Origin of the sequence: Bacteroides muris (ex Fokt et al. 2023), from assembly GCF_024704895.1 — a bacterium.
GTDB lineage: Bacteria > Bacteroidota > Bacteroidia > Bacteroidales > Bacteroidaceae > Bacteroides > Bacteroides muris.
On record NZ_JAMZEE010000015.1, the window covers coordinates 23,974 to 43,153 of the forward strand.

Genomic DNA, 19,180 nt, shown 5'->3' on the forward strand with positions numbered 1-19,180 from the left:
ATGAAACATATAAAAAATACACACCAAACTCACTTTAGAGTCATGAAGAAAATATATCCCAAAAAATGGTTGGAACTGCATCCGTACAAGCAGACAAACAGCGTTGACCAGTACTACGTCGGCATTGCAAACGAAATCCACAAAAGACTTTACTCTTCAACGATAGCCGACGCCTTCGAAGAAGAGGAAAACATACGCTATACAAGCCTCTGCCTCGCCGCATGGTTTGAGGACGTCATCTCCCAGACCGGCATCTGGCAGGCATTCACTGCCGAGTGCCGGAAGCGATACGGAGCCTATCTGCCCTTCTACCCCATCAAAGGCGATTATTTTCCGGATGAAATCAATCTGGAGGACATACGCTTTCTGCTTTGGCACCATATACAATATCTGTGCCGGGGAATAAGCGCCATCAACCCCGAGAATCCCGGAATAGAGCAGACTGCACAAGAGATATACGGACTGCTTGCAGAGGAATACGAAACCGCTCCAGAAAATGAAAGGATGCAGGAATTTCTATACCCCTCAGCCATGGGAGAAGAAGACTTCTTCCGCTACCGGGAGATACTGAACTGGTTTCACTACCAATGCTACTTCAACATCGAAAATGTCGCCCAATGCCGGGACGAAGCTGAACGGTTGCTGAATGATGAAAAGATTACTATCGAAATGGCAGAGACCCTCATATATGCCACACGCACCTCACTGACGTTCAAAGGCCGCCGCAACCTGCTGTCGCTGACCTCACCGGAATGGCTGGCTCTCATCGGAAAAGCCCATCCCGAACATCAGCTTTGGGGCAAGGTGAAGGCACGGGAAAACAGTTGCTATCTGCTGGAGAAAGAAGACGACGAGTATCTGTACGTCAAAGATTTGTGTAGTGAAGACGAATGCGAATTCAAGATAACCAAGAAGTCCTTGAACCTCCCGGCCATCCGTAGCAGAGAAGTAGGGAAAAGCACCCTTATCTGCGAACTGATTTATTTTGGCAACGCATGGTGGCAGTGCGGCATGCTTCTCGAAAACAAGTACGACCGGAAAATAGCGGAATATGTGGACGACTTGACGAACCAGAAAGAAAAGACGAATGAAAAGGCTACATTCCATGATTTCATAAAAGCATCCGGCGGGAAATCTTTTGTATTCTGCCAATCGCAAGAGGAAATCTCTGATTTTCTGCTGAACAAGATGGGATACGGCTTGAAAGAAGACCTGGACATACCACGCATACATACAGAAACCGGAGCCATGCTGATGGCCAACCCGCACACCGGCCTACATATCCAATTCAAGCTGTGCGAATGCATCAAATCTCCGGACAACCCCAATTATAATAAGGAGAAAGCAGAGAAAAACGCCATTATGTTCATCATCAACCCCGACATCATCCCTTACCAGCTGAGCTGCATCCTGCAAGACGAAGGCATGCTGCCCGACGCTTATCTGAACAGTTTGCAAGGAAAAGAACACGGGCAAGAGTTCATACGCAAGAATGCACACTTCCTGACTGATTATTTCCATTATCGGTGTCGGGAGAAGGACTTTGATTAGTTGAAAATGGGGAGGGGCAAAATTCACCACTTTTGACACATTTCCAACTACCAATTATCATAGTGCTTTCCAGAACTTCTGGAAAGCCTTATATCGTCCGTAGCACACCAACTGGTCGCCGGCTTGTATCAGGTCATTTTCCGGCAGTTCGTTCCGCACATTGCGTTCCACATAAGAGATGCCCAGACAATTCTTCAAAGTCTCGGCACGCTTCAAGGCGAGCATCTTCAGGCCAAACTCCTCATCAAGATTCAATTCGTTGGCATAATATCCAATGAACTTGTCCGGAACGGTGAACTTGACCACATAATAATCCGGTGCCACGCGGAATGTCTCCATATCGGCACCGAATTCCAGCAACTGCACCAGCCCGCGTGCAGCATCTTCCTCGGGAGTAAGAATGCGCTCCAACTCAAAGGCCTCGAGCACGGAACGGTGAACAGCGTCAATGGCGCGGGCATAGATATGCTGCACCTTCTGCTGCTTCAGCAAAGCCACTACACGGATGGACGCACCGAAATTCTCGCCGATGGCAACAATCACCACATCCACGCTGTTCAGCGGCAACACGGACAGCGCCTGCTCGTCCGTCGCATCGATGACAAAAGCTGTAGCTATCTTCTCCTTCAGACTATCTACCCGGCCGGCGCTCACGTCCGCACCTATCACTTCGTGCCCCAGTGCAGAAAGCTCTTCTGCCAGCACATGACCATAATTCCCTAAACCGATAATAATATATTTCATTCTATTAATGGATAAATGGATAATAAATCTACAAATCAATTATCAGTTGATTATAATCTGACCACTCGGATACTGATACTTCGTATGCTTCTTCTGCTTTATGACGCCAAGCATCAGCGTAATCAGTCCCACACGCCCCACAAACATCAGCAGTGCCACCAGCAGCTTGCTGTCGTCTCCCAACTGCTGGGTAAGGTTCAAACTGGACCCAACCGTACTCAATGCCGACACACACTCGAAGGTAATGGCCAAAAGCGACGTACCCGGCTCCAGAATGCTGATGATGAAAACGAACAGCAACAAGACACCGAACGACATCACCACTGTGGCATTGGAACGGCGGATGGAATCGTGTGACAGTTCACGGCCAAACACCTCTACCCGTTCCGTGCCGCGCAACACAGCCACCAGGTTCAGCACCACTACCGCAAAGGCATTCACCTTGATACCGCCCGCCGTAGACTGGGAACCGCCTCCCACCCACATCAGAAACAGATAAATGAGCAATGTCTGTACCCCCAATCCGGCCAAGTCCACGCTATTGAAGCCTGCCGTACGGGGACATACGGCATTGAAAAACGCCTGGGTCCACTTGTCCGCCACCGGCATACCTGCAAAGGCTGCGTTCCACTCAAAGAGGGCAATGCCCGCCGTGCCCAGCACCAGCAGCAGGAAAGTGACAATCAATGCAATCTTTGTATTCAGGTTGTACAGATGGTAGAAACGCCTACTACCATCCCAATGCCACGTACGCAGAAAGTGTCGCAGACGGTGCAGATGATAAAGAATAATATCCTTGAAATTCACCAGGATAGGGAAACCTATACCACCCAGAATAATCAGCAGCGAGATGTAGATGAAAAAAGGATTGTGCCCCGTCATCACCAGCGGATTGCCCAGATTACCCGGTAACGTGGAGAATCCGGCATTGCAGAAAGCGGAAATGGCATGGAAGGCCGAAAAAGCCAGCTCTTCCTGCAAGTCCATCCCCATCGTCCCATGAATGTCTCCCCAGATGGCAAGCATCCCTACCCCTTCAATCACCAGTGTAAAGGCCAGAATATAGACCAGAGTGGAAAGCAGGGAATTCAGGGAATCGGAACTCACCATATCACGCATCACCAGCTGATTATACAACGAGGTATTACCCATGAAGAACATGGCAAAGAAACTTGTCAGCGTCATCACACCCAGACCGCCAATCTGAATCAGCAGGATGATGACCGTGAAACCGGTCGGGGTGAATGTAGAAGCTACATCGACCGATGTCAGCCCGGTGACACACACCGCGCTGGTGGATATGAACAGCGAGTCGACCCACGATATACCGTTCACCGTGCAACGAGGAAGCATCAGCAACCCCGTCCCCACAAGTATGATTATCAGAAAGCTGACAGCCAAAATAAGAGAAGGGTTCGTACGCCTTCCCAACAGCCGCACAAGCCCGTTTGAAAGACTGAGAAAGGAAAATATCAGCAACAGGACAAGCCTATAGGTCTTCCCATGCAGAAAATCCCAGAATTGCAGAACGGCACCCTCCTCCTCCGGACGATGGAAAATAACCGGAATAAGAGTCAGATAGAGCAGAATGGTCAATATCCATGTGAGCCTACTGAACATACGCCGGGTATCCTTGTATTCCAGCAAAATGCGCAGAGTGACGTCTATCAGGAAAGCAATCCACACCCCATGATACAAGTGCTGGAGCTGATGCGCCTCAGCTACGGAAATCGTAAAGCCATGCTCATAGACCACACCGACAATCAGCAGGACGGACATCAAATAAGTGATGAAGGTCATTACCCCCACTGTCATCCGTACGTAAGGGTGAATCCATTTATTCTGATACAAAAGGAATTTATGATAAATCTTCATAAATGCATCGATTAATGAAACGCGGCAAACTTAGACAAATCTACCCTCATATACAAAAAACAAAAGAAAAAAGAAATTGGTTCAAAAATAATAGCTACATTTGAGCATTGAATTATTAATCATCATGACCACTATGAGCAATAAAAAGAAAAGATTCATTCTTCCGGAAGAGGAAATTCCACAGTACTGGTATAACATACAAGCCGACATGGTGAACAAGCCCATGCCGCCGCTTCATCCCGGCACCAAGCAACCGTTGAAGGCAGAAGACCTATACCCCATCTTTGCCGAGGAACTCTGCCGCCAGGAGCTGAATCAGACCGACGCGTGGATTGAAATCCCCGAAAAGGTCCGCGAAATGTACAAATACTACCGCAGCACTCCGCTGGTGCGCGCTTACGGATTGGAGAAAGCACTCGGCACGCCGGCACATATCTACTTCAAGAACGAAAGTGTCAGCCCGATGGGCTCGCACAAGCTGAACTCCGCCATTCCCCAGGCATACTATTGCAAACAAGAGGGAGTGACCAATGTAACCACCGAAACCGGTGCCGGACAGTGGGGAGCTTCCCTGGCATACGCCGCTCGCCTCTTCGGACTGGAAGCCGCTGTTTATCAAGTAAAAATCAGCTACGAGCAGAAACCTTACCGCCGCAGCATCATGCAGACGTTCGGTGCGCAGGTTACACCGTCGCCCTCCATGTCGACCCGTGCCGGAAAGAATATTCTGACAGCCCACCCCAACCATCAAGGTTCATTGGGTACAGCTATTTCCGAAGCTATCGAACTGGCGCAAACCACTCCGAACTGTAAATATACTCTTGGTTCCGTATTGAGCCATGTCACCTTGCACCAAACCATAATCGGCCTGGAAGCTGAAAAGCAGATGGCAATGGCAGGCGAATACCCCGATATGGTCATCGCTTGCTTCGGAGGCGGTTCCAATTTTGGCGGTATCACCTTCCCCTTCATGCGCCACAATATTCTTGAAGGAAAGAAAACACGCTTTATTGCCGCCGAACCCGCTTCTTGCCCGAAACTGACACGCGGCAAATTCCAATACGACTTCGGCGACGAGGCAGGATACACTCCACTGCTGCCCATGTTTACACTGGGACATAACTTTGCCCCCGCCAACATTCATGCCGGTGGTCTGCGCTATCATGGCGCAGGTGTCATCGTCTCGCAACTGTTGAAGGACGGATATATGGAAGCTGTAGATATCAAACAACTCGAATCATTCGATGCCGGTTGTCTTTTTGCACAAGCAGAGGGCATTATCCCCGCTCCCGAGTCTTGCCACGCCATTGCCGCCACCATTCGCGAAGCAAACAAATGCAAGGAAACAGGCGAAGAGAAGGTAATCCTGTTCAACCTCTCCGGCCACGGACTTATCGACATGGCATCCTACGACAAGTATCTCTCCGGCGACTTGGTCAATTATGAACTGACCGACAATGACATCCGGAAGAATCTGGACGAAATAGGCAATCTGGCTTAATAAAAACAACTCCCGCCCACTTGCGCCTTACGGCAACAATCGGCGGGAGCTGTTTTTTTGAAAAACATCATTTACCAAAATCTGTTCTTTGCAGGATTATACTCAAATCCCACTAGCTTCAGTTTCCGTACAATGTCCTCTTTCTCTACGTTCATATCCTCACAGAGTGCATCCAGCGAAGGATAGAAATCACGCAGTTTCATGTTGATGAAGCTGTACAGCATCACCGGATCTTCAGGTAATCTCATAGTTACAATCTTTAAATTAAAACTAATACCGGGTGCAAAATTACAATAAAAAACCAAAGATATGGATGTTCTTAGTGTGGAATATACAATGCATTCACCGCAAACGATTGTAGACTATATTCAGGGTGCTTCTCCGTCTGTTCTATTATCATAGGAAACCGGAAGTCTCCCTCTCTCCGAAACGTAAATTATCAGTTGAATTCTTGCGGCTTCCGTTGGCTCAGAATAACGTAGATGATGACCGGCGCACCGATAATGGGCGTGACGGCATTCAAGGGGATAATGCCCGCTTCGCCGGGCAAGACGCAAATCAGGTTGCAAAGCAGTGCCACTGCACCGCCACTCAGGATGGTGACCGGCAATAGGGAATTGTGATTGGCTGTCCCCAATATCATGCGGGCCACATGCGGCACGGCCAGGCCGATAAAGGCGACCGGACCACAAAAGGCGGTGGTGACAGCCGTCAAGAGCCCGGTGATAATCAAAAGCCAGTTGCGCACACGGCGGATATTTACACCTAGATTTTCGGCATAGCGCTCTCCCAGCAGCAAGGCGTTCAGGGGCTTTATCAACAATAATGAGCCGAACAGTCCCACAATGGTGACCAGCGCAAAGGCCGGCATCTGCTGCAGGGAAACTCCGCCGAAGTTGCCCAGCCCCCATATCATATAAGACTGCACTCCCTCTGCCGTAGCAAAGAAGTTCAGCAGGGCAATGGCCGAAGAAGTGATGTAGCCTATCATGATACCCGTTATCAGCAGCATGACATTGCTCTTTATCAGCGTGGAAAAGAAAAGGATAAGTGCCATAATCAGCATGGCTCCGATAAATGCGCCAAGCAGCACGGAGAAGAAGCCGGACAGACTGAACGCCCCTGCCGTGATGCTGCCGCCAAACAGCAGCATGACGAAGGCCACTCCCAGACTTGCCCCGGAGTTGATGCCCAGAATGGATGGTCCTGCCAGCGGATTCTTGAAAGCCGTCTGCAACATCAGTCCGCAGACAGCCAATGCGCCACCGCAAAGCAGCGCCGTCAGCGCTTGGGGCAAACGGGATTCCCAAAGGATGAAGCTCCAGCTTGCCTTCTCCCCTTCTCCACCGAGCAGGATGCGGAAAACATCGGCAGGCGGAATCGAAACCGACCCCACCAGCAGATTGCCCGCAAACAGCAATAAGATGACTACTCCCAGCCCGATACCATATTTCCAGCCTTTACTCATAGTTATATTATTTTGCACACAGAGACACGGAGGCACAGAGTTTTCCATTACTTTCACAAAAGCTCCGTATCTCTGTGTTCATCACTCCTTCAGTCTGCAAAAATAGCGCAAACCTCCCAAATCTCCTATTTCGGGATGCAGAATCTGTATCAGGTCGGATAACAAATAATCGGGACGGAAAGGAGTCTCCTCGTAGAAAGGAACTTTCAGCGTATTACAACCATAGACATTCCGGGTCTTGAAAGCCTTAAAACCGGTGTAGCCGATATAATCCGCCTCCAAATCAGCATAGCTCATGTCGCGGTCGCGATTGTACTTCACCAGCCAGACGTCGGCATCGCCCGCCTTGTCGAAAACGGTCTCGAAAGCCAAAGGAACGGAGCCGCTGTGGGTATCGTCGGCAAAGGCGTAACGCCCGCAAGCATCCTGAAAAAGCCTTCCTATGGTGCTGCGCCCTCCCGGCACGTACCATGCCGAGCCGCTTTTCTGCTCACTGACAACGGAGAACGAGGTGGATGAAAGTTGTGCACGCATCTTGAGACGTTGGTAACAACTGTCCACTTCAGCAAAAAGGCTGTCGGCTTGTGGTGCAACCCCGAAGAGCAGTCCGTAGAAACGCATCCACTCGGCACGTCCCAGAGCAGAGGTTTCCATGTAGTCGGCACATTCGATGATGGGAATATTCAGTTTCTCGATACGCCCATAACCGCCACTGTTCTCGAACGGAGACAGAAGGATAGCATCGGGATGCAGGTCGATGATGCGCTCCATATCGGGATTCATGCCGTCGCCACAATCGGCGATGGCACCCCGGCGGCAGGCTTCGTGAACGGCGGGTAGCTTTATGTACTTCAAGTCGCAGACGCCGCCGATGCTGCCAAACACACCCAGATTATCCATCAGTCCGCAGTGGACGGAAGAGTAGATGACTGATTTGGAGAGCGGGGTACGTACCACAGTACCTGCCGGAAGATGTGCCGGGAGTTCGCGGTCTTTCGGGACCAGTATATAGGTATGTAGCGTGTGCAACGTATCCCAAGGATTGCGCAAGGTGGCAAGGGTATAGCCGGGATAGGACATTAAGGTAAGATTCTCTGCATAACGTAAGGGAATGGTGTCACCGTTGGCCAAAGCAGAGGCAGTCTTGCTCCTTCCCCCACAGGAGGAAAGAAACAAGACTGCGAACAGACAGATAAGTAAACTATTTCTTTTCATTGATATTAATTGAAGAAGATAGCGGAATTAGGATTCATACCTCCTGCATCGAACTGCTCTATAAAGGTACCGTCTTTCTTGAAACGATAAATGGTGCCGTTCGTGGTATATTCAGAAGTACCAATATAGAAATCACCGTTATTATCATTTACTTCCAACATATAAATCGTAGAAGTTTTCAACTTTTCCGGTATATCCTTCAAGAAAGAAGCTTCATCCATCTTTCCAGTCTTTATATTATAAGTAAAAAAAGAAGCGATAGGATTGGTGTAATTTGAATAAGTCAAATAGAGAATATCATCAGTAGCACACATACGGGTGGCACTGCCCAATTCCGTCACCCTATTGTTGGCAGCAGGGTCTATCATCTGTAATGAATAGCCAATATCAACATAATTACCCCATGAAATCAAAAAAACCTTATCATCCTCTTCAACCAAAGCATTGGGGTTCAAACCTACCGTCAACGTCTCTTTCAGCTTGAAAGTGCGTAAATCTATCACCTTTACGTCATTGTGATAAGTGCTCCAATCAGCAGTACAGCTATTCGCCACATACAGCATATCCTCGCAGATTGCCACACCTTCCAGATTGTCGCCAAGTCCGGGCAATTTATCCACTACCTCCAACGTTTTCGCATTGATTTTAGCAACAACTCCTCCGTAGAAGGAAGCATAGATATATCCATCTTCAGCATCGATATAACGAATGCCGCCACTAAGGTCATTATCACCAACAAACGAAACACGTTTCAACTCCACACCTGCTGCATTCAGCTTGGTCAGATAATTAGAGCCATAAACGGCTATATATATTTCATCTTCATATTCAATCATACTCTGACCAAGGTCACCCAACTTGGCATTGTTTTGGGTCTTGTAGATATCACTGATAAAATCCGCATCCTTATTGGGTGCATAAAAGGCAAGTCCTGCATTGTTCGCCCCTTGAGAGCCTTCGTTCAGAATATAGACACGCGTCTGCGGCAATGTCACCTTCGACCCGCCGTCATCCAGAGAATCGTCATCGTCGTCACTACAAGATGCCAAAGAGGCACCCAAAGCAAGCATGCAGAGCATACCGAATAATAAACTTCTTACTTTCATAATCACAGTTGTTATTGTTTATAATTAGTTTTTGTTGTTCATAAATAGATTATTCAAAACTTGAAAGTACCCGTCAACCGCCACGAACGGCCCGGCATAGGATAATATTTTATCACGTCATACTGTTCATCGGTCAGATTTATAATCTCGGCCTGCAACAGAAGCCGGCAACCGCCCAAAGCAAACTCATGAGAGAGGCTCATCGTATGTTCCAGATAGCCCTCAATCTCATTCTCCGGAATGTTCTGCGACAAATAGTAACGCTTTCCCACTCCTACCGCCGAGTAGCCCACATTTACCCACGGCGTTTCTACAATGGCGGACGCGTTTCCGCTATGAAGAGGAGTATAAGGCAATTGGTCCTTATAGTTCTTCGCGTCGGAATCGGTCAGGTCAATGGCCTTTTGCCATGTATATCCGCCCGACACAATCAGCCTTATTGTCTCCGTCAATGGAACAGTTGCCGCTAAAGTGGCATCCACACCTGCGGCATGTACCTTGCCGTAGTTCGCCATCTTCCACGCATAGGTGGTGGGAAAAGCCACAATCTTGTCCGTCACATCATTATAGTAACCGTCGAGCGTAACGGAGATATAGTCGAACACAGACAATCCGGATCTGCTCCATGTGATACCGACATTATATTCGTCTGCCTTCTCGGGTCGCAGATTACGGTTGCCCAGCCGGTAGTAATAGAGGTCGTTGAAAGTGGGCAGACGGAACGTACTCTTATACATCAGCCGGAGATACAGCGACTCGTCCTGCCAAGGCTGCATACTGACTGATAAAGAGGGGGCAAAGCGATGGAAGTCATCGGGAACCGTACCTTTCTCGGCATGCTCCGAAGTGGCGGTATGCACCAGCGAGGCCGTAGCCGTGAGCCATCCTTGCCGGTAGCGTGCATTGAAGGCACTGATGGAAGTATATCTTGTGGGGAAAGGACATTCCGGCAAACTGTTGCGCAACTTGTTTATCACCCCGTCCTGCGCCAACGAAAGGGTCAAAGCTTCCAAAGGACGGTAGAGAACGGTTGCGGAAATATAATATTCGTCTTGCCGGTGATTTTCCCGATAATATCCGTCGGTATATTCCTTGCCCTCATCCTTATATTTGTTCCAGCCATGATTATACTTTGCCTGTGCCTGCAGACTCCACCGGGGCGAAAAATGCTTCCTATAACGTGCCTGCACAAAAGTATTCTCATCCCAAAGCGTTTCATCGGAAAGGGGATTATAGAGCGTAACCGCTCCCGGAAGTCCCCGGCAGGAATAGAAGTAGTGACCCTTCACATCCAGTTCGCTGTCATCCTTGAAAGTATGATAAAAGGTGGCTTCACCCTGCCAGGAATAGATGCCGGAGTTGTTACGTTTCTCTTCCGTCACGTATTTCCCATTGACCAGCGTGAAAGGGTAATTACCGTCTGCCCTCATATAAGCGGCATCTACCGCCACGCGTGTACGGCTGCCCAGTTTCTGCCACCAGCGCAGCGAGGGGCTGACCATGCCGAACGACCCTCCGCGCACCCGTGCCTGAAAAGCGGCACTGCGCCCGTCATCAAAATGAGGCTTTTCCGTCTCTATGCCCAGCACACCGGCCGACGCATACAAGCGGGCGGACTGCAACAAATCCTCCGACTGCCCGATGGCGAGCGAAAGCATGGAAACATTGTCCAGCGAAAAACGCCCGATATCTATCTGCCCTGCCTGACAATTGCTCACCGCCACCCCGTCATAACTGACAGCTGTATGGGCGGCTCCCATATTGCGTATGGAAACCGTTTTCAGTCCTCCAATGCCTCCATAGTCCTTTACATTGGCTCCGGCAAAACGGCGCACAGCATCTGCCATACTCTGTACTCCCAGCTGGCTGATATCCTGACGTGACATCGTCTGTATAGGTACGGCAGAAGTCACTTTATTGGGCGACCTACGTGCTGTTACTGTCACTTTCTCTATCTGATGCACTTTCCCTGTAATCGTATCTCCCCCCACTTCTTGGGCAGAGAGCCGAAATATGCCTGCGCTCAAGAAAACGGCACAAACCAGTCGTACCTTAGTCTTTCCTGACATAGAATAAATGAAGATTATCTTAAACCATTTGCACACTGCCCACTTTCCTCGAATGGACAATTTTTCGACTTTGTTTTGCAGGTCTTCTGACTCGTTCCCGGTACATCGCCTTCCCATCCTTTCTGAAAGACAGTGGCACAAGTATGATATACCGCGCATAGAACTCACAGCAGCGGGACTGTTCGGGACTTTCACCCGATTCCCTTTTCATCCGCTTCTCCGGATAGAGAACGCGGAACAAAACGTGGGCAAAGATAGGATAAATAAAAGAAATTTCAGTAAACAATAATACAAATATTACCGTTTTAACAGTCATTTTTCTAACTTTGTAACATAATAACCCCAAAATGAAGTTGGCATGAAATATAAATTATTGGTTCTTGATATAGACTGAACGCTACTCAATGATGAAAGAAAAATCAGTAAAAGGACATTAGCTGCTCTGCTAAAGGTTCAGCAGATGGGAGTGCGCATAGTTTTGGCATCCGGTAGGCCGACTTATGGATTGATGGGAAACTTGGGCATTCAATACACATACGCTTCGGATGAGCGCGTAGAGGCAATCATGCCGGTCGACTACCGTACCCGCCAACCCTTCGGCATTCTGCATGGCGGTGCTACCCTTGCCTTGGCAGAAACCGTTGCCGGACTCGGCTCCATGATTATCTGCGAGCCTGACGAGATTGTCGTGGGAATGCAAGTCAGCGGAAATCATATTTCTTCTGCACACGAAGGAGATTCCGTAAGAGCGGTAGGCACTATCCTGCACAAAGGACGCTCATCCCATATATGGAATGTGGATGTATTTACTTCTACCAACAAACTGGTTTCCTCTGTACGGGTGGTGAATAGTGTGATAAAGAAAAGATAAAACAACACCAGGAGTGGCTGGGTAATTGCAGATAATTGCTCAAGGTGTGGTTGTCGCTTACTTAAAGCCCACCGACTCACTGTGATTTCCGTATGAAGACCTTCCGTGGCAATAGACCAATGTTCTACTAATTCAACTTTCAGTTTTAATATTGTTCACATTTTAAGCAGTGGTACAGTTGGTACAGTGGGTACAGCGTCTCTTCTGCTTCACACACATGCGCTCGCGTACATTACTTATATACATGCGTGTGTGAGATAGAAGAGACGCTGTACCCACTGTACCAACTGTACCCATAAACCTCACCTTTACGCCGCTCAAGTTCACCTCTGCACGGCCCAACCTCACCTTTGCTTATGTCACTTCACCTCTTCCAGATAAAGCACACGGCTCGAATAGTCGTTCTGCTTGTGATAGTCCACCTTATGGTTATAGGGAATCTCCAGACCGTTTGCCATGAGGTAGGCACCACTGAAACTCTTTCCTTCGTAGTTCAAGGGAACATTATCTATACGGTTCAGCTCATGTACCCGGTATTGCTTATCAGCACAGAGACCGGCCATCTTCACACGCGGCAGGTGCTGGTTACAGAAATGTTCCGTCTTCCACCAGTAGAAGACTGCCTTGTCCTTCTCCGGAGCCACGTACATCAGAGAGGCCACACCTTGCTTGTCATAAGGAGAGAGCAGGCGGTAGATGTCTCCCAATTGCACCACAGGACGAATGGTCTTGTACTCGGCAATGGCATTTTTGCAAAGCGCCTTTTCCTCTTCCGTCATGTTCTTGGGCTGGATTTCCATACCCAGACGACCGCTCATGGCCACGTCGATGCGGTATTTCAGAGGGATGGTGCGGAATGTCTGATGGTTGGGGGCGGCACTGATGTGCGATGCCATGGCGATGGCAGGGAAGAAATAGGAAGTTCCCCACTGCATATAAACACGCTGGAGGGCATCGGTATTGTCACTCACCCAGAACTCATCAAAGTAAGGCAGCACTCCGTAGTTGGCACGTCCACCACCACTGGCACACGCCTGGATGGTAAGATCGGGATATTTGGCACGGATACGCTGGCACACCTTCTCAAAGCCGCGATGATACTCTATATACATGTGGCTCTGATTGTCTTTGGCCAGATATTGGGAGCCGTGGTTCATGACAGCCATATTGGCATCCCATTTGATATAGTCTATATCAGGATAAGAAGTCATCAGATTGTCAACCACACCGAATACGAAGTCCTGCACGGCAGGATTGGCGAGATCTAGCACCACCTGCGTACCGCCACGTCCCAACACGAGGTCACGTTCAGAGGCCTTGAGCACCCAGTCGGGATGCTGTTCGTAAAGTTCGCTGGTGGTATTCGCCATTTCCGGCTCAATCCAGATACCGAATTTTATGCCATGCTTCTTGGCATCACTTAGCAGACCTTCGACGCCGTTCGGAAGCTTGCTCCGGTCTACCACCCAGTCACCAAGCGACGAACTGTCGTTCTTACGGGGATACTTATCGCCAAACCAGCCGTCATCCATCACGAACAACTCGCCGCCCATAGAGGAGATGTCTGCCATCATCTGGTCCATACCTTGCTGGTTGATGTCGAAATACACGCCTTCCCAACTGTTCAAGAGAATCTTGCGGGGAGTGGTACCATGCGCCAACTTGTGCAGGCGTGCCCAGTGGTGGAAGTTACGGCTGCTGCCGCTCAGTCCCTCATTGCTATAGGTCAAGGCTAGTTCGGGAGTGCGAAAAAGCTCGTCCTTCTTCAAGGAATAAGCAGAGTTCTCTTCGTTGATTCCGGCAAAGAAATGGTGGTATTCATCATCATGCGTCTCAATGCGGAGCTTGTAGTTGCCGCTGTAACAAAGAGCTGCGCCAATCACGTTGCCCGTATTCTCCTGCGGACGACCGTCGAGGGAGAACATCACTTCAGCATGGTCGGTATGAGAATTGCGCACACCATCCTTGTTCTTGACAACCTTCATGCCCGGAGTAAGAGGTTCCTGTGTCAAAAAGCCCTCATTGGCCCAGGAGCCGGAAAGATGGGACAGCCACACATCACCGCGACGGATGGGCAAATAACCGGAGGCAAACTGATTGAGCACTACCGGCTTCTTCTCCTGATGGGAGATTTCAGTCCAGGATTCTATCACATCGGCATCCTGCCAGGCACGGTAGCAGACGTTGACGAAGAAAGGATACACCTTGTCCTTCAGCGCCACGACGGTCGTCACGGCATCCCCTTCCTTCTCGGTAGTCACGTTCTGCACTTCAAGCTGGAGGGTCATGTTGCCGTCGGCGTGCTTCACGGCGAGGGCAGTCTCTACAGGAGCATTCAATCCATATTCGGGATAGGCCGTGTGACCCGCTTCTGTCGTGGCAATATTCTGCAAGTCGGCTTCAGAAAGCCTGTTACCATAATACAAGTGTCTCAATGTCCCCCCTTCAGGAGCCGAAAGCACCAAAGAGGTTTTTGGAGTAGACACACACACGTTTTGAGCCCACAAACTGCTCACCAGCAGTAACGCTCCCAAAAGAGAATTTGTTCGTTTCTTGAAATTCATGCTTTTCTTGTTTAGATTCTATAATCATTTAATTGTGGGCAAATATAGGCATTTTTTTGTAGATGAGATAGTATCATTTTATCATATCCTTATACCTTTCATAACCCGTTGGCGGAATCAGCCTCTTTCTTCTTGTGCCGGAGAGGAACTGAAACATACCACTTCGGCCATATCAATGCTGCCAGTAAAAATACCACTTATTATTTTACATTTTCATTGATTTGACTTAACCGATTGAAAAATAAACTTTTAGCGAATTATTTGAGAAGTGGCGGTAACGGGTTAGCAACCGTGCGAATTTCAGCGTTTTGCGTTGCCATGCTGTCAAATAACTCTTTCTAAATGCAAAGATAGAAAATAGACTTGAATTCAAGTCTATTTTCTATGATTTGCTTTAAATCGTTCCCGTAAGATTTTTAAGAACGTGGAATTTCTTGAATCTGCATCTTCTACCATTGCTTTATAATCAAGAATATACGCATTTTGTATAACACTTTGCTTCATATCCAAATCTAAATATACAGATTTCGAACGGAAATACATCTCACCATTAGAGAATAGTGGTTTAAACCCATTATTTATCAGATGTTTCCTATACCTATCGTCAAAATCAACAATCCCATAGAACCACATTCTTTGAACTCGATTACCATAATATTCGGCTAAACGTTGAGTTCTTGTATCTAACTGAAATTCTACTATCGAATTTTGTTCTGCACTAATACCCAATCGTTTAAGCTCAACTACAACAACATCAACTTTGGCATTTTCTATTTGTGGATTTTCCGAGAAAAATAATGTTATATCAGGTCTATCATCATCGTTATCTTTAACCTCACCTTGCGTAATTACATCAATTACTTTGGACATTTCAGCCTCACTCAATACCATATAATAGCTCATAAACTTATCATCAAAAATCCATACATTATTGTTGTACAAATCAGTGATAATATTTTCATCCTTGAACTCGGAAGATTTTGGTGCAATAAGGTTATGAATATCCGCTTCTTTATTTTTGGCATTTAATGTTTGCATTCTTTTTATGACATTTTGTCTAAACAGAATATATTCCGCTAAAGCTCGTGCAGACAAATCAAGTGATTTCTCAAACTGCTCGTCATTTAACTCTTTTGCACCCAAGATTTCTTTTTGGTCTCTAAAAAATTTATCTTGCGCTTTCTTTAATACATCTGACTGCGAAGAGTATCCAATGTCATTATTTTCAAAATATCCACTTAAATGAGGATATGTATCATTTAGGTATTTCTCCTTGCTTTTATTATTTCTATCAATCTGAGGAAATTGTTCTTTTACAACCTCTGCAATAGCATTACGAAAGATGAATTTAATAGTACTTAAGTCTGAATCAGGTATAGATAAGTTTATGCGAGCCCCATCTACACTCCCTTGAAAAGATTCAGACATAAGTAAAAATATCATTTCATAACCCGATGGCAAATTTTCTCCTGCAATAATATCTATCTTATGGCTACGTTCGTCTATTGCTAATGCAGTAATGACATTACTATCTTTGGGAGCAACTTCTCTAACATTATAATATAATTCAATTCTGTTAAAAAGGTCTGTTTGAGCACTTAATAGCTTTATTTGAAAATTCGGTAATTCATCTGTATTGATTGTATCTTCAACAAAAGAACCTCCAATAGTGGTTTTGATATAAACACTTATTTGTTTGCCAGCAAGTTTAGCTTTATAGAACTTCATATAAAAGTTTTCCAATAAAGCTTTCTTTATATAATGTGGATTTATATAATCATTTTTACCAAGTCTTTCTCCTGTGAAACCTCTCATTCTAAAAATTGAGCCATTGAGTGTTGGCTCGATTTCTGTTATAGTACAATCTTTATCAAATGCTTCATTAAATTCAAAAACTCGTTGTTTTGAATTATCAAAAACGCTTTTAACTTCAACTTTATCAAAATAGCATAAATAGACCAAGCGCCCTAAACCTTTGTGGCTTTGTTCTTCAACATCAAACAATTTTGAAAATTTTCCAAATCTTACATCATTGAATCCAACACCATTATCTGAAAGTGTAACTACTAAATTATGCAACTCTCCATAATTACTCAATGATATATTGATATTGAATTCGGTAGCATCCGCATCTAAAGCATTTGCAAATGCTTCAAAATAAATCATCTCAAATGACGATTTAGAGAAAAACATCTTCAATGCTTGTTTGATATTAACTTCCATATATATTATTTTTTATAATTCATCCTCATAGTTAAACTCAATTCTACTTTGAAGTATTATCTCTTTGAGTACATTCGAAATTAGCCCGGCATCTTCTATTCTTTGAAAATGGTGTAGCAGTGTTGGGATATTTATAATTTCCTCTATGCATTCCATATACTTACAAACAATATCTTCTACAACATAAGTTTTGGAAGCGTCTTTATACAATTTATCTTTCAAAACATCCACGTCATCAAGCGATTTAACTACGAATGTTATTGGATATTTTTCTATCTTCTCAATATCAAGAAAATACTTTTTAAAATCCAATGTTTCTGTGACTTGGAAAAATCTCCCTAAAGGTTTCATTACAAAGTCAATACCTCCATCATTGGCATTTGTTCTTCCTGTCTTGTAAAGTTTCAATGCTTCCTCATTCAAATTTTCCCAAGAATACCCCCATATAATAGTCTGCTCTTTGTAGTAGTATTTGAGTATAGCATAACTGACTATCTCAAATAATCTTGCGTCAACATTTGGAGCAAGTAATCCTGTTATAAACTCATGAACATTTACACTATTGCTATCTTCTATTGCCTGTAGTTCTTCGCATTGTGCGATGAAACGTTGAAACGAGTCTTGCTTAATCTTCACATATTCATCTATGATTGCGATAATAGCTTTAGCAATATTATATCGGTTCCCATTGACATCAACTATTAATAAATTTTCATTTATCCAATAACGGTTAGTTTCCAAGTTTCGCAAAATAGGAGTTATGTCTGATGTGGGAAAGAACTTTTGGAATTCTGCATTCATTCGATTATTCAATGCGTGATTTTGCAATTTACTTCCAAAAGGAAGTTCTCGTTGCCTCTGAAATAAACGAGAAAATTGCGCTCCTTCATAATTTCTATACATGGAATTTGTATCGAAATCATGTGCTATATAATCTTCAATTATAACATATATAGCATAAAGATTGGCAAAACTTGAACGAGATTTAGAACCTTTATTTGCGGATTTTGTTTTCTCATTGATATACTGAATCAAAAGATTTCTTGCATAAATCTCCGTTCCATTTTCCCCGTACATACAGGATAAAATATCTTTAATGATAGGTGTGAAGCTATGTTCCATAAGTTAAAAAAACAATGACGGTTGTTGAATATCTGTAGAAATTGTTGGCTTATACACTTTTTGCAATGCTTCTAATGGCAATCCTTTGTATTCTGTTGCCAATCCTAACCGCCTAAGTCCAATTTTGATATACTCTTCTTGTAACTCAATACCGATAGATTGTCGTCCTAATTTTTGGGCTACATAAGAAGTTGTAAATGTACCAGAAAATGGGTCTAATACAACATCTCCAACTTTAGAACTTGCTTTTATGATTCTTTCGAGTAAAGCTATTGGTTTTTGGGTCGGATGGTTCTCATATTCCCCCATTCTATACCTTACTCGTGCAAAGTCCCAAACATTACCCGGAACTTTTTCTGTATTGTATGGTTGTGGAGGATTTTTCCTATAATCTATCAATTTGCGTTTTGCACCTGTCTTTGCTTCAACCTTTATATCGTCAGCATTAAATGTATAGTTATTTTTATCTTTTACACAAAAAAGAATAGGCTCATACATAGAGCCAAAGTAACGTTTGGCTTGTACCCCTGAACTATCATAAGACCATATTAGACGAGATAAAATTGTTAGTTTCTCACGTAGAAAAATATCAAAATATGGCATAAATTGCGTTGATGTCATTACATAAAAAGTTCCCGATGGCTTCAACTTTTTAATGCATAAATTTAACCATTGGTAGCACCATTCCAAATATGCATTATCCGTTTCCCACTTGTCTTTGCAACCTGCGAAATTCTTTCCTATGTTATAAGGAGGGTCTGCGAATATTAAATCAATTGATTCATCCGCGATTTCTTCATTCAGAGCTATTATTGCATCTGAATGAATTATCTTATGTTCTGTATTTCCTATAATTTCAATACTATTCATA

The 19,180-nt window shown here is 45.5% G+C and carries 13 protein-coding genes, 2 pseudogenes and 1 riboswitch; of the genes and pseudogenes, 4 read left to right on the top strand and 11 right to left on the bottom strand.

The window, feature by feature from the left end:
* The first annotated feature begins 42 nt into the window (after window positions 1-42).
* Window positions 43-1,551: a DUF3843 family protein gene (locus M1B78_RS08090; protein ID WP_257940369.1), complete on the top strand. Its 1,509-nt coding sequence runs from the start codon at window positions 43-45 to the stop codon at window positions 1,549-1,551.
* Window positions 1,552-1,608: 57 nt separating this feature from the next.
* Here M1B78_RS08090 and M1B78_RS08095 read toward each other — a convergent pair whose 3' ends face one another.
* Both M1B78_RS08095 and M1B78_RS08100 read right to left on the bottom strand, forming a co-directional pair.
* Entirely contained in the window at window positions 1,609-2,295 is a 687-nt protein-coding gene (locus M1B78_RS08095; protein ID WP_257940370.1) for a potassium channel family protein, read from the bottom strand.
* Window positions 2,296-2,337: 42 nt separating this feature from the next.
* Window positions 2,338-4,170 carry a TrkH family potassium uptake protein gene (locus M1B78_RS08100; RefSeq protein WP_257940371.1) on the bottom strand — a complete coding sequence of 611 codons (1,833 nt, stop codon included), beginning with the start codon at window positions 4,168-4,170 and terminating at the stop codon, window positions 2,338-2,340.
* 133 nt (window positions 4,171-4,303) lie between these two features.
* Here M1B78_RS08100 and M1B78_RS08105 point away from each other — a divergent pair, with 133 nt between their 5' ends.
* Entirely contained in the window at window positions 4,304-5,671 is a 1,368-nt protein-coding gene (locus M1B78_RS08105) for a TrpB-like pyridoxal phosphate-dependent enzyme (protein ID WP_136009378.1), read from the top strand.
* A 71-nt stretch (window positions 5,672-5,742) separates the two neighbouring features.
* Here M1B78_RS08105 and M1B78_RS08110 read toward each other — a convergent pair whose 3' ends face one another.
* The 5 genes from M1B78_RS08110 to M1B78_RS08130 all read right to left on the bottom strand — a co-directional run bounded on the left by M1B78_RS08110 (window position 5,743) and on the right by M1B78_RS08130 (window position 11,529).
* Window positions 5,743-5,919 carry a DUF4250 domain-containing protein gene (locus M1B78_RS08110; RefSeq protein ID WP_005832662.1) on the bottom strand — a complete coding sequence of 59 codons (177 nt, stop codon included), beginning with the start codon at window positions 5,917-5,919 and terminating at the stop codon, window positions 5,743-5,745.
* A 191-nt stretch (window positions 5,920-6,110) separates the two neighbouring features.
* On the bottom strand, window positions 6,111-7,139 hold the full coding sequence (locus tag M1B78_RS08115) for an iron ABC transporter permease (RefSeq protein ID WP_136009377.1): 1,029 nt from the start codon (window positions 7,137-7,139) through the stop codon (window positions 6,111-6,113).
* Between the two features lie 81 nt (window positions 7,140-7,220).
* The gene (locus M1B78_RS08120) at window positions 7,221-8,354 is read right to left on the bottom strand and encodes an ABC transporter substrate-binding protein (RefSeq protein WP_257940372.1); all 1,134 of its coding nucleotides are present in this window, start codon (window positions 8,352-8,354) and stop codon (window positions 7,221-7,223) included.
* 5 nt (window positions 8,355-8,359) lie between these two features.
* Window positions 8,360-9,460 (bottom strand): YncE family protein, encoded by a 1,101-nt coding sequence (locus tag M1B78_RS08125; protein ID WP_257940373.1) that lies wholly within the window; start codon window positions 9,458-9,460, stop codon window positions 8,360-8,362.
* A gap of 53 nt (window positions 9,461-9,513) precedes the next feature.
* Complete coding sequence (locus M1B78_RS08130) at window positions 9,514-11,529, bottom strand: TonB-dependent receptor (protein ID WP_257940374.1); 2,016 nt, start codon at window positions 11,527-11,529, stop codon at window positions 9,514-9,516.
* A 59-nt stretch (window positions 11,530-11,588) separates the two neighbouring features.
* A riboswitch (cobalamin riboswitch) is annotated at window positions 11,589-11,787 on the bottom strand.
* A gap of 148 nt (window positions 11,788-11,935) precedes the next feature.
* Between M1B78_RS08130 and M1B78_RS08135 the strand changes: the two are divergent.
* Window positions 11,936-12,025: pseudogene (locus M1B78_RS08135) on the top strand (HAD hydrolase family protein); the annotation flags it as partial.
* A gap of 3 nt (window positions 12,026-12,028) precedes the next feature.
* Window positions 12,029-12,400: pseudogene (locus tag M1B78_RS08140) on the top strand (PaaI family thioesterase); the annotation flags it as partial.
* A gap of 359 nt (window positions 12,401-12,759) precedes the next feature.
* On the opposite strand, the gene M1B78_RS08145 reads toward M1B78_RS08140, so the two are convergent.
* From M1B78_RS08145 to yhdJ, 4 genes are all read right to left on the bottom strand, one after another.
* Complete coding sequence (locus tag M1B78_RS08145; RefSeq protein WP_257931176.1) at window positions 12,760-14,964, bottom strand: alpha-galactosidase; 2,205 nt, start codon at window positions 14,962-14,964, stop codon at window positions 12,760-12,762.
* A 375-nt stretch (window positions 14,965-15,339) separates the two neighbouring features.
* The gene (locus tag M1B78_RS08150) at window positions 15,340-17,187 is read right to left on the bottom strand and encodes an ATP-binding protein (protein ID WP_257940375.1); all 1,848 of its coding nucleotides are present in this window, start codon (window positions 17,185-17,187) and stop codon (window positions 15,340-15,342) included.
* A gap of 12 nt (window positions 17,188-17,199) precedes the next feature.
* On the bottom strand, window positions 17,200-18,309 hold the full coding sequence (locus tag M1B78_RS08155) for a restriction endonuclease (RefSeq protein ID WP_257940376.1): 1,110 nt from the start codon (window positions 18,307-18,309) through the stop codon (window positions 17,200-17,202).
* 3 nt (window positions 18,310-18,312) lie between these two features.
* A complete protein-coding gene (gene yhdJ, locus M1B78_RS08160) occupies window positions 18,313-19,179 on the bottom strand; it encodes an adenine-specific DNA-methyltransferase (RefSeq protein WP_257940378.1) in 867 nt (288 codons plus the stop codon).
* Between the last annotated feature and the right edge of the window lies 1 nt (window position 19,180).

Bases quoted from the DNA above. Each gene is read 5' to 3' on its own strand.
- M1B78_RS08090 (WP_257940369.1), top strand. From the start codon at position 43: ATGAAGAAAATATATCCCAAAAAATGGTTGGAACTGCATCCGTACAAG.
- M1B78_RS08095 (WP_257940370.1), bottom strand. From the start codon at position 2,295: ATGAAATATATTATTATCGGTTTAGGGAATTATGGTCATGTGCTGGCA.
- M1B78_RS08100 (WP_257940371.1), bottom strand. From the start codon at position 4,170: ATGAAGATTTATCATAAATTCCTTTTGTATCAGAATAAATGGATTCAC.
- M1B78_RS08105 (WP_136009378.1), top strand. From the start codon at position 4,304: ATGAGCAATAAAAAGAAAAGATTCATTCTTCCGGAAGAGGAAATTCCA.
- M1B78_RS08110 (WP_005832662.1), bottom strand. From the start codon at position 5,919: ATGAGATTACCTGAAGATCCGGTGATGCTGTACAGCTTCATCAACATG.
- M1B78_RS08115 (WP_136009377.1), bottom strand. From the start codon at position 7,139: ATGAGTAAAGGCTGGAAATATGGTATCGGGCTGGGAGTAGTCATCTTA.
- M1B78_RS08120 (WP_257940372.1), bottom strand. From the start codon at position 8,354: ATGAAAAGAAATAGTTTACTTATCTGTCTGTTCGCAGTCTTGTTTCTT.
- M1B78_RS08125 (WP_257940373.1), bottom strand. From the start codon at position 9,460: ATGAAAGTAAGAAGTTTATTATTCGGTATGCTCTGCATGCTTGCTTTG.
- M1B78_RS08130 (WP_257940374.1), bottom strand. From the start codon at position 11,529: ATGTCAGGAAAGACTAAGGTACGACTGGTTTGTGCCGTTTTCTTGAGC.
- M1B78_RS08145 (WP_257931176.1), bottom strand. From the start codon at position 14,964: ATGAATTTCAAGAAACGAACAAATTCTCTTTTGGGAGCGTTACTGCTG.
- M1B78_RS08150 (WP_257940375.1), bottom strand. From the start codon at position 17,187: ATGGAAGTTAATATCAAACAAGCATTGAAGATGTTTTTCTCTAAATCG.
- M1B78_RS08155 (WP_257940376.1), bottom strand. From the start codon at position 18,309: ATGGAACATAGCTTCACACCTATCATTAAAGATATTTTATCCTGTATG.
- yhdJ (WP_257940378.1), bottom strand. From the start codon at position 19,179: ATGAATAGTATTGAAATTATAGGAAATACAGAACATAAGATAATTCAT.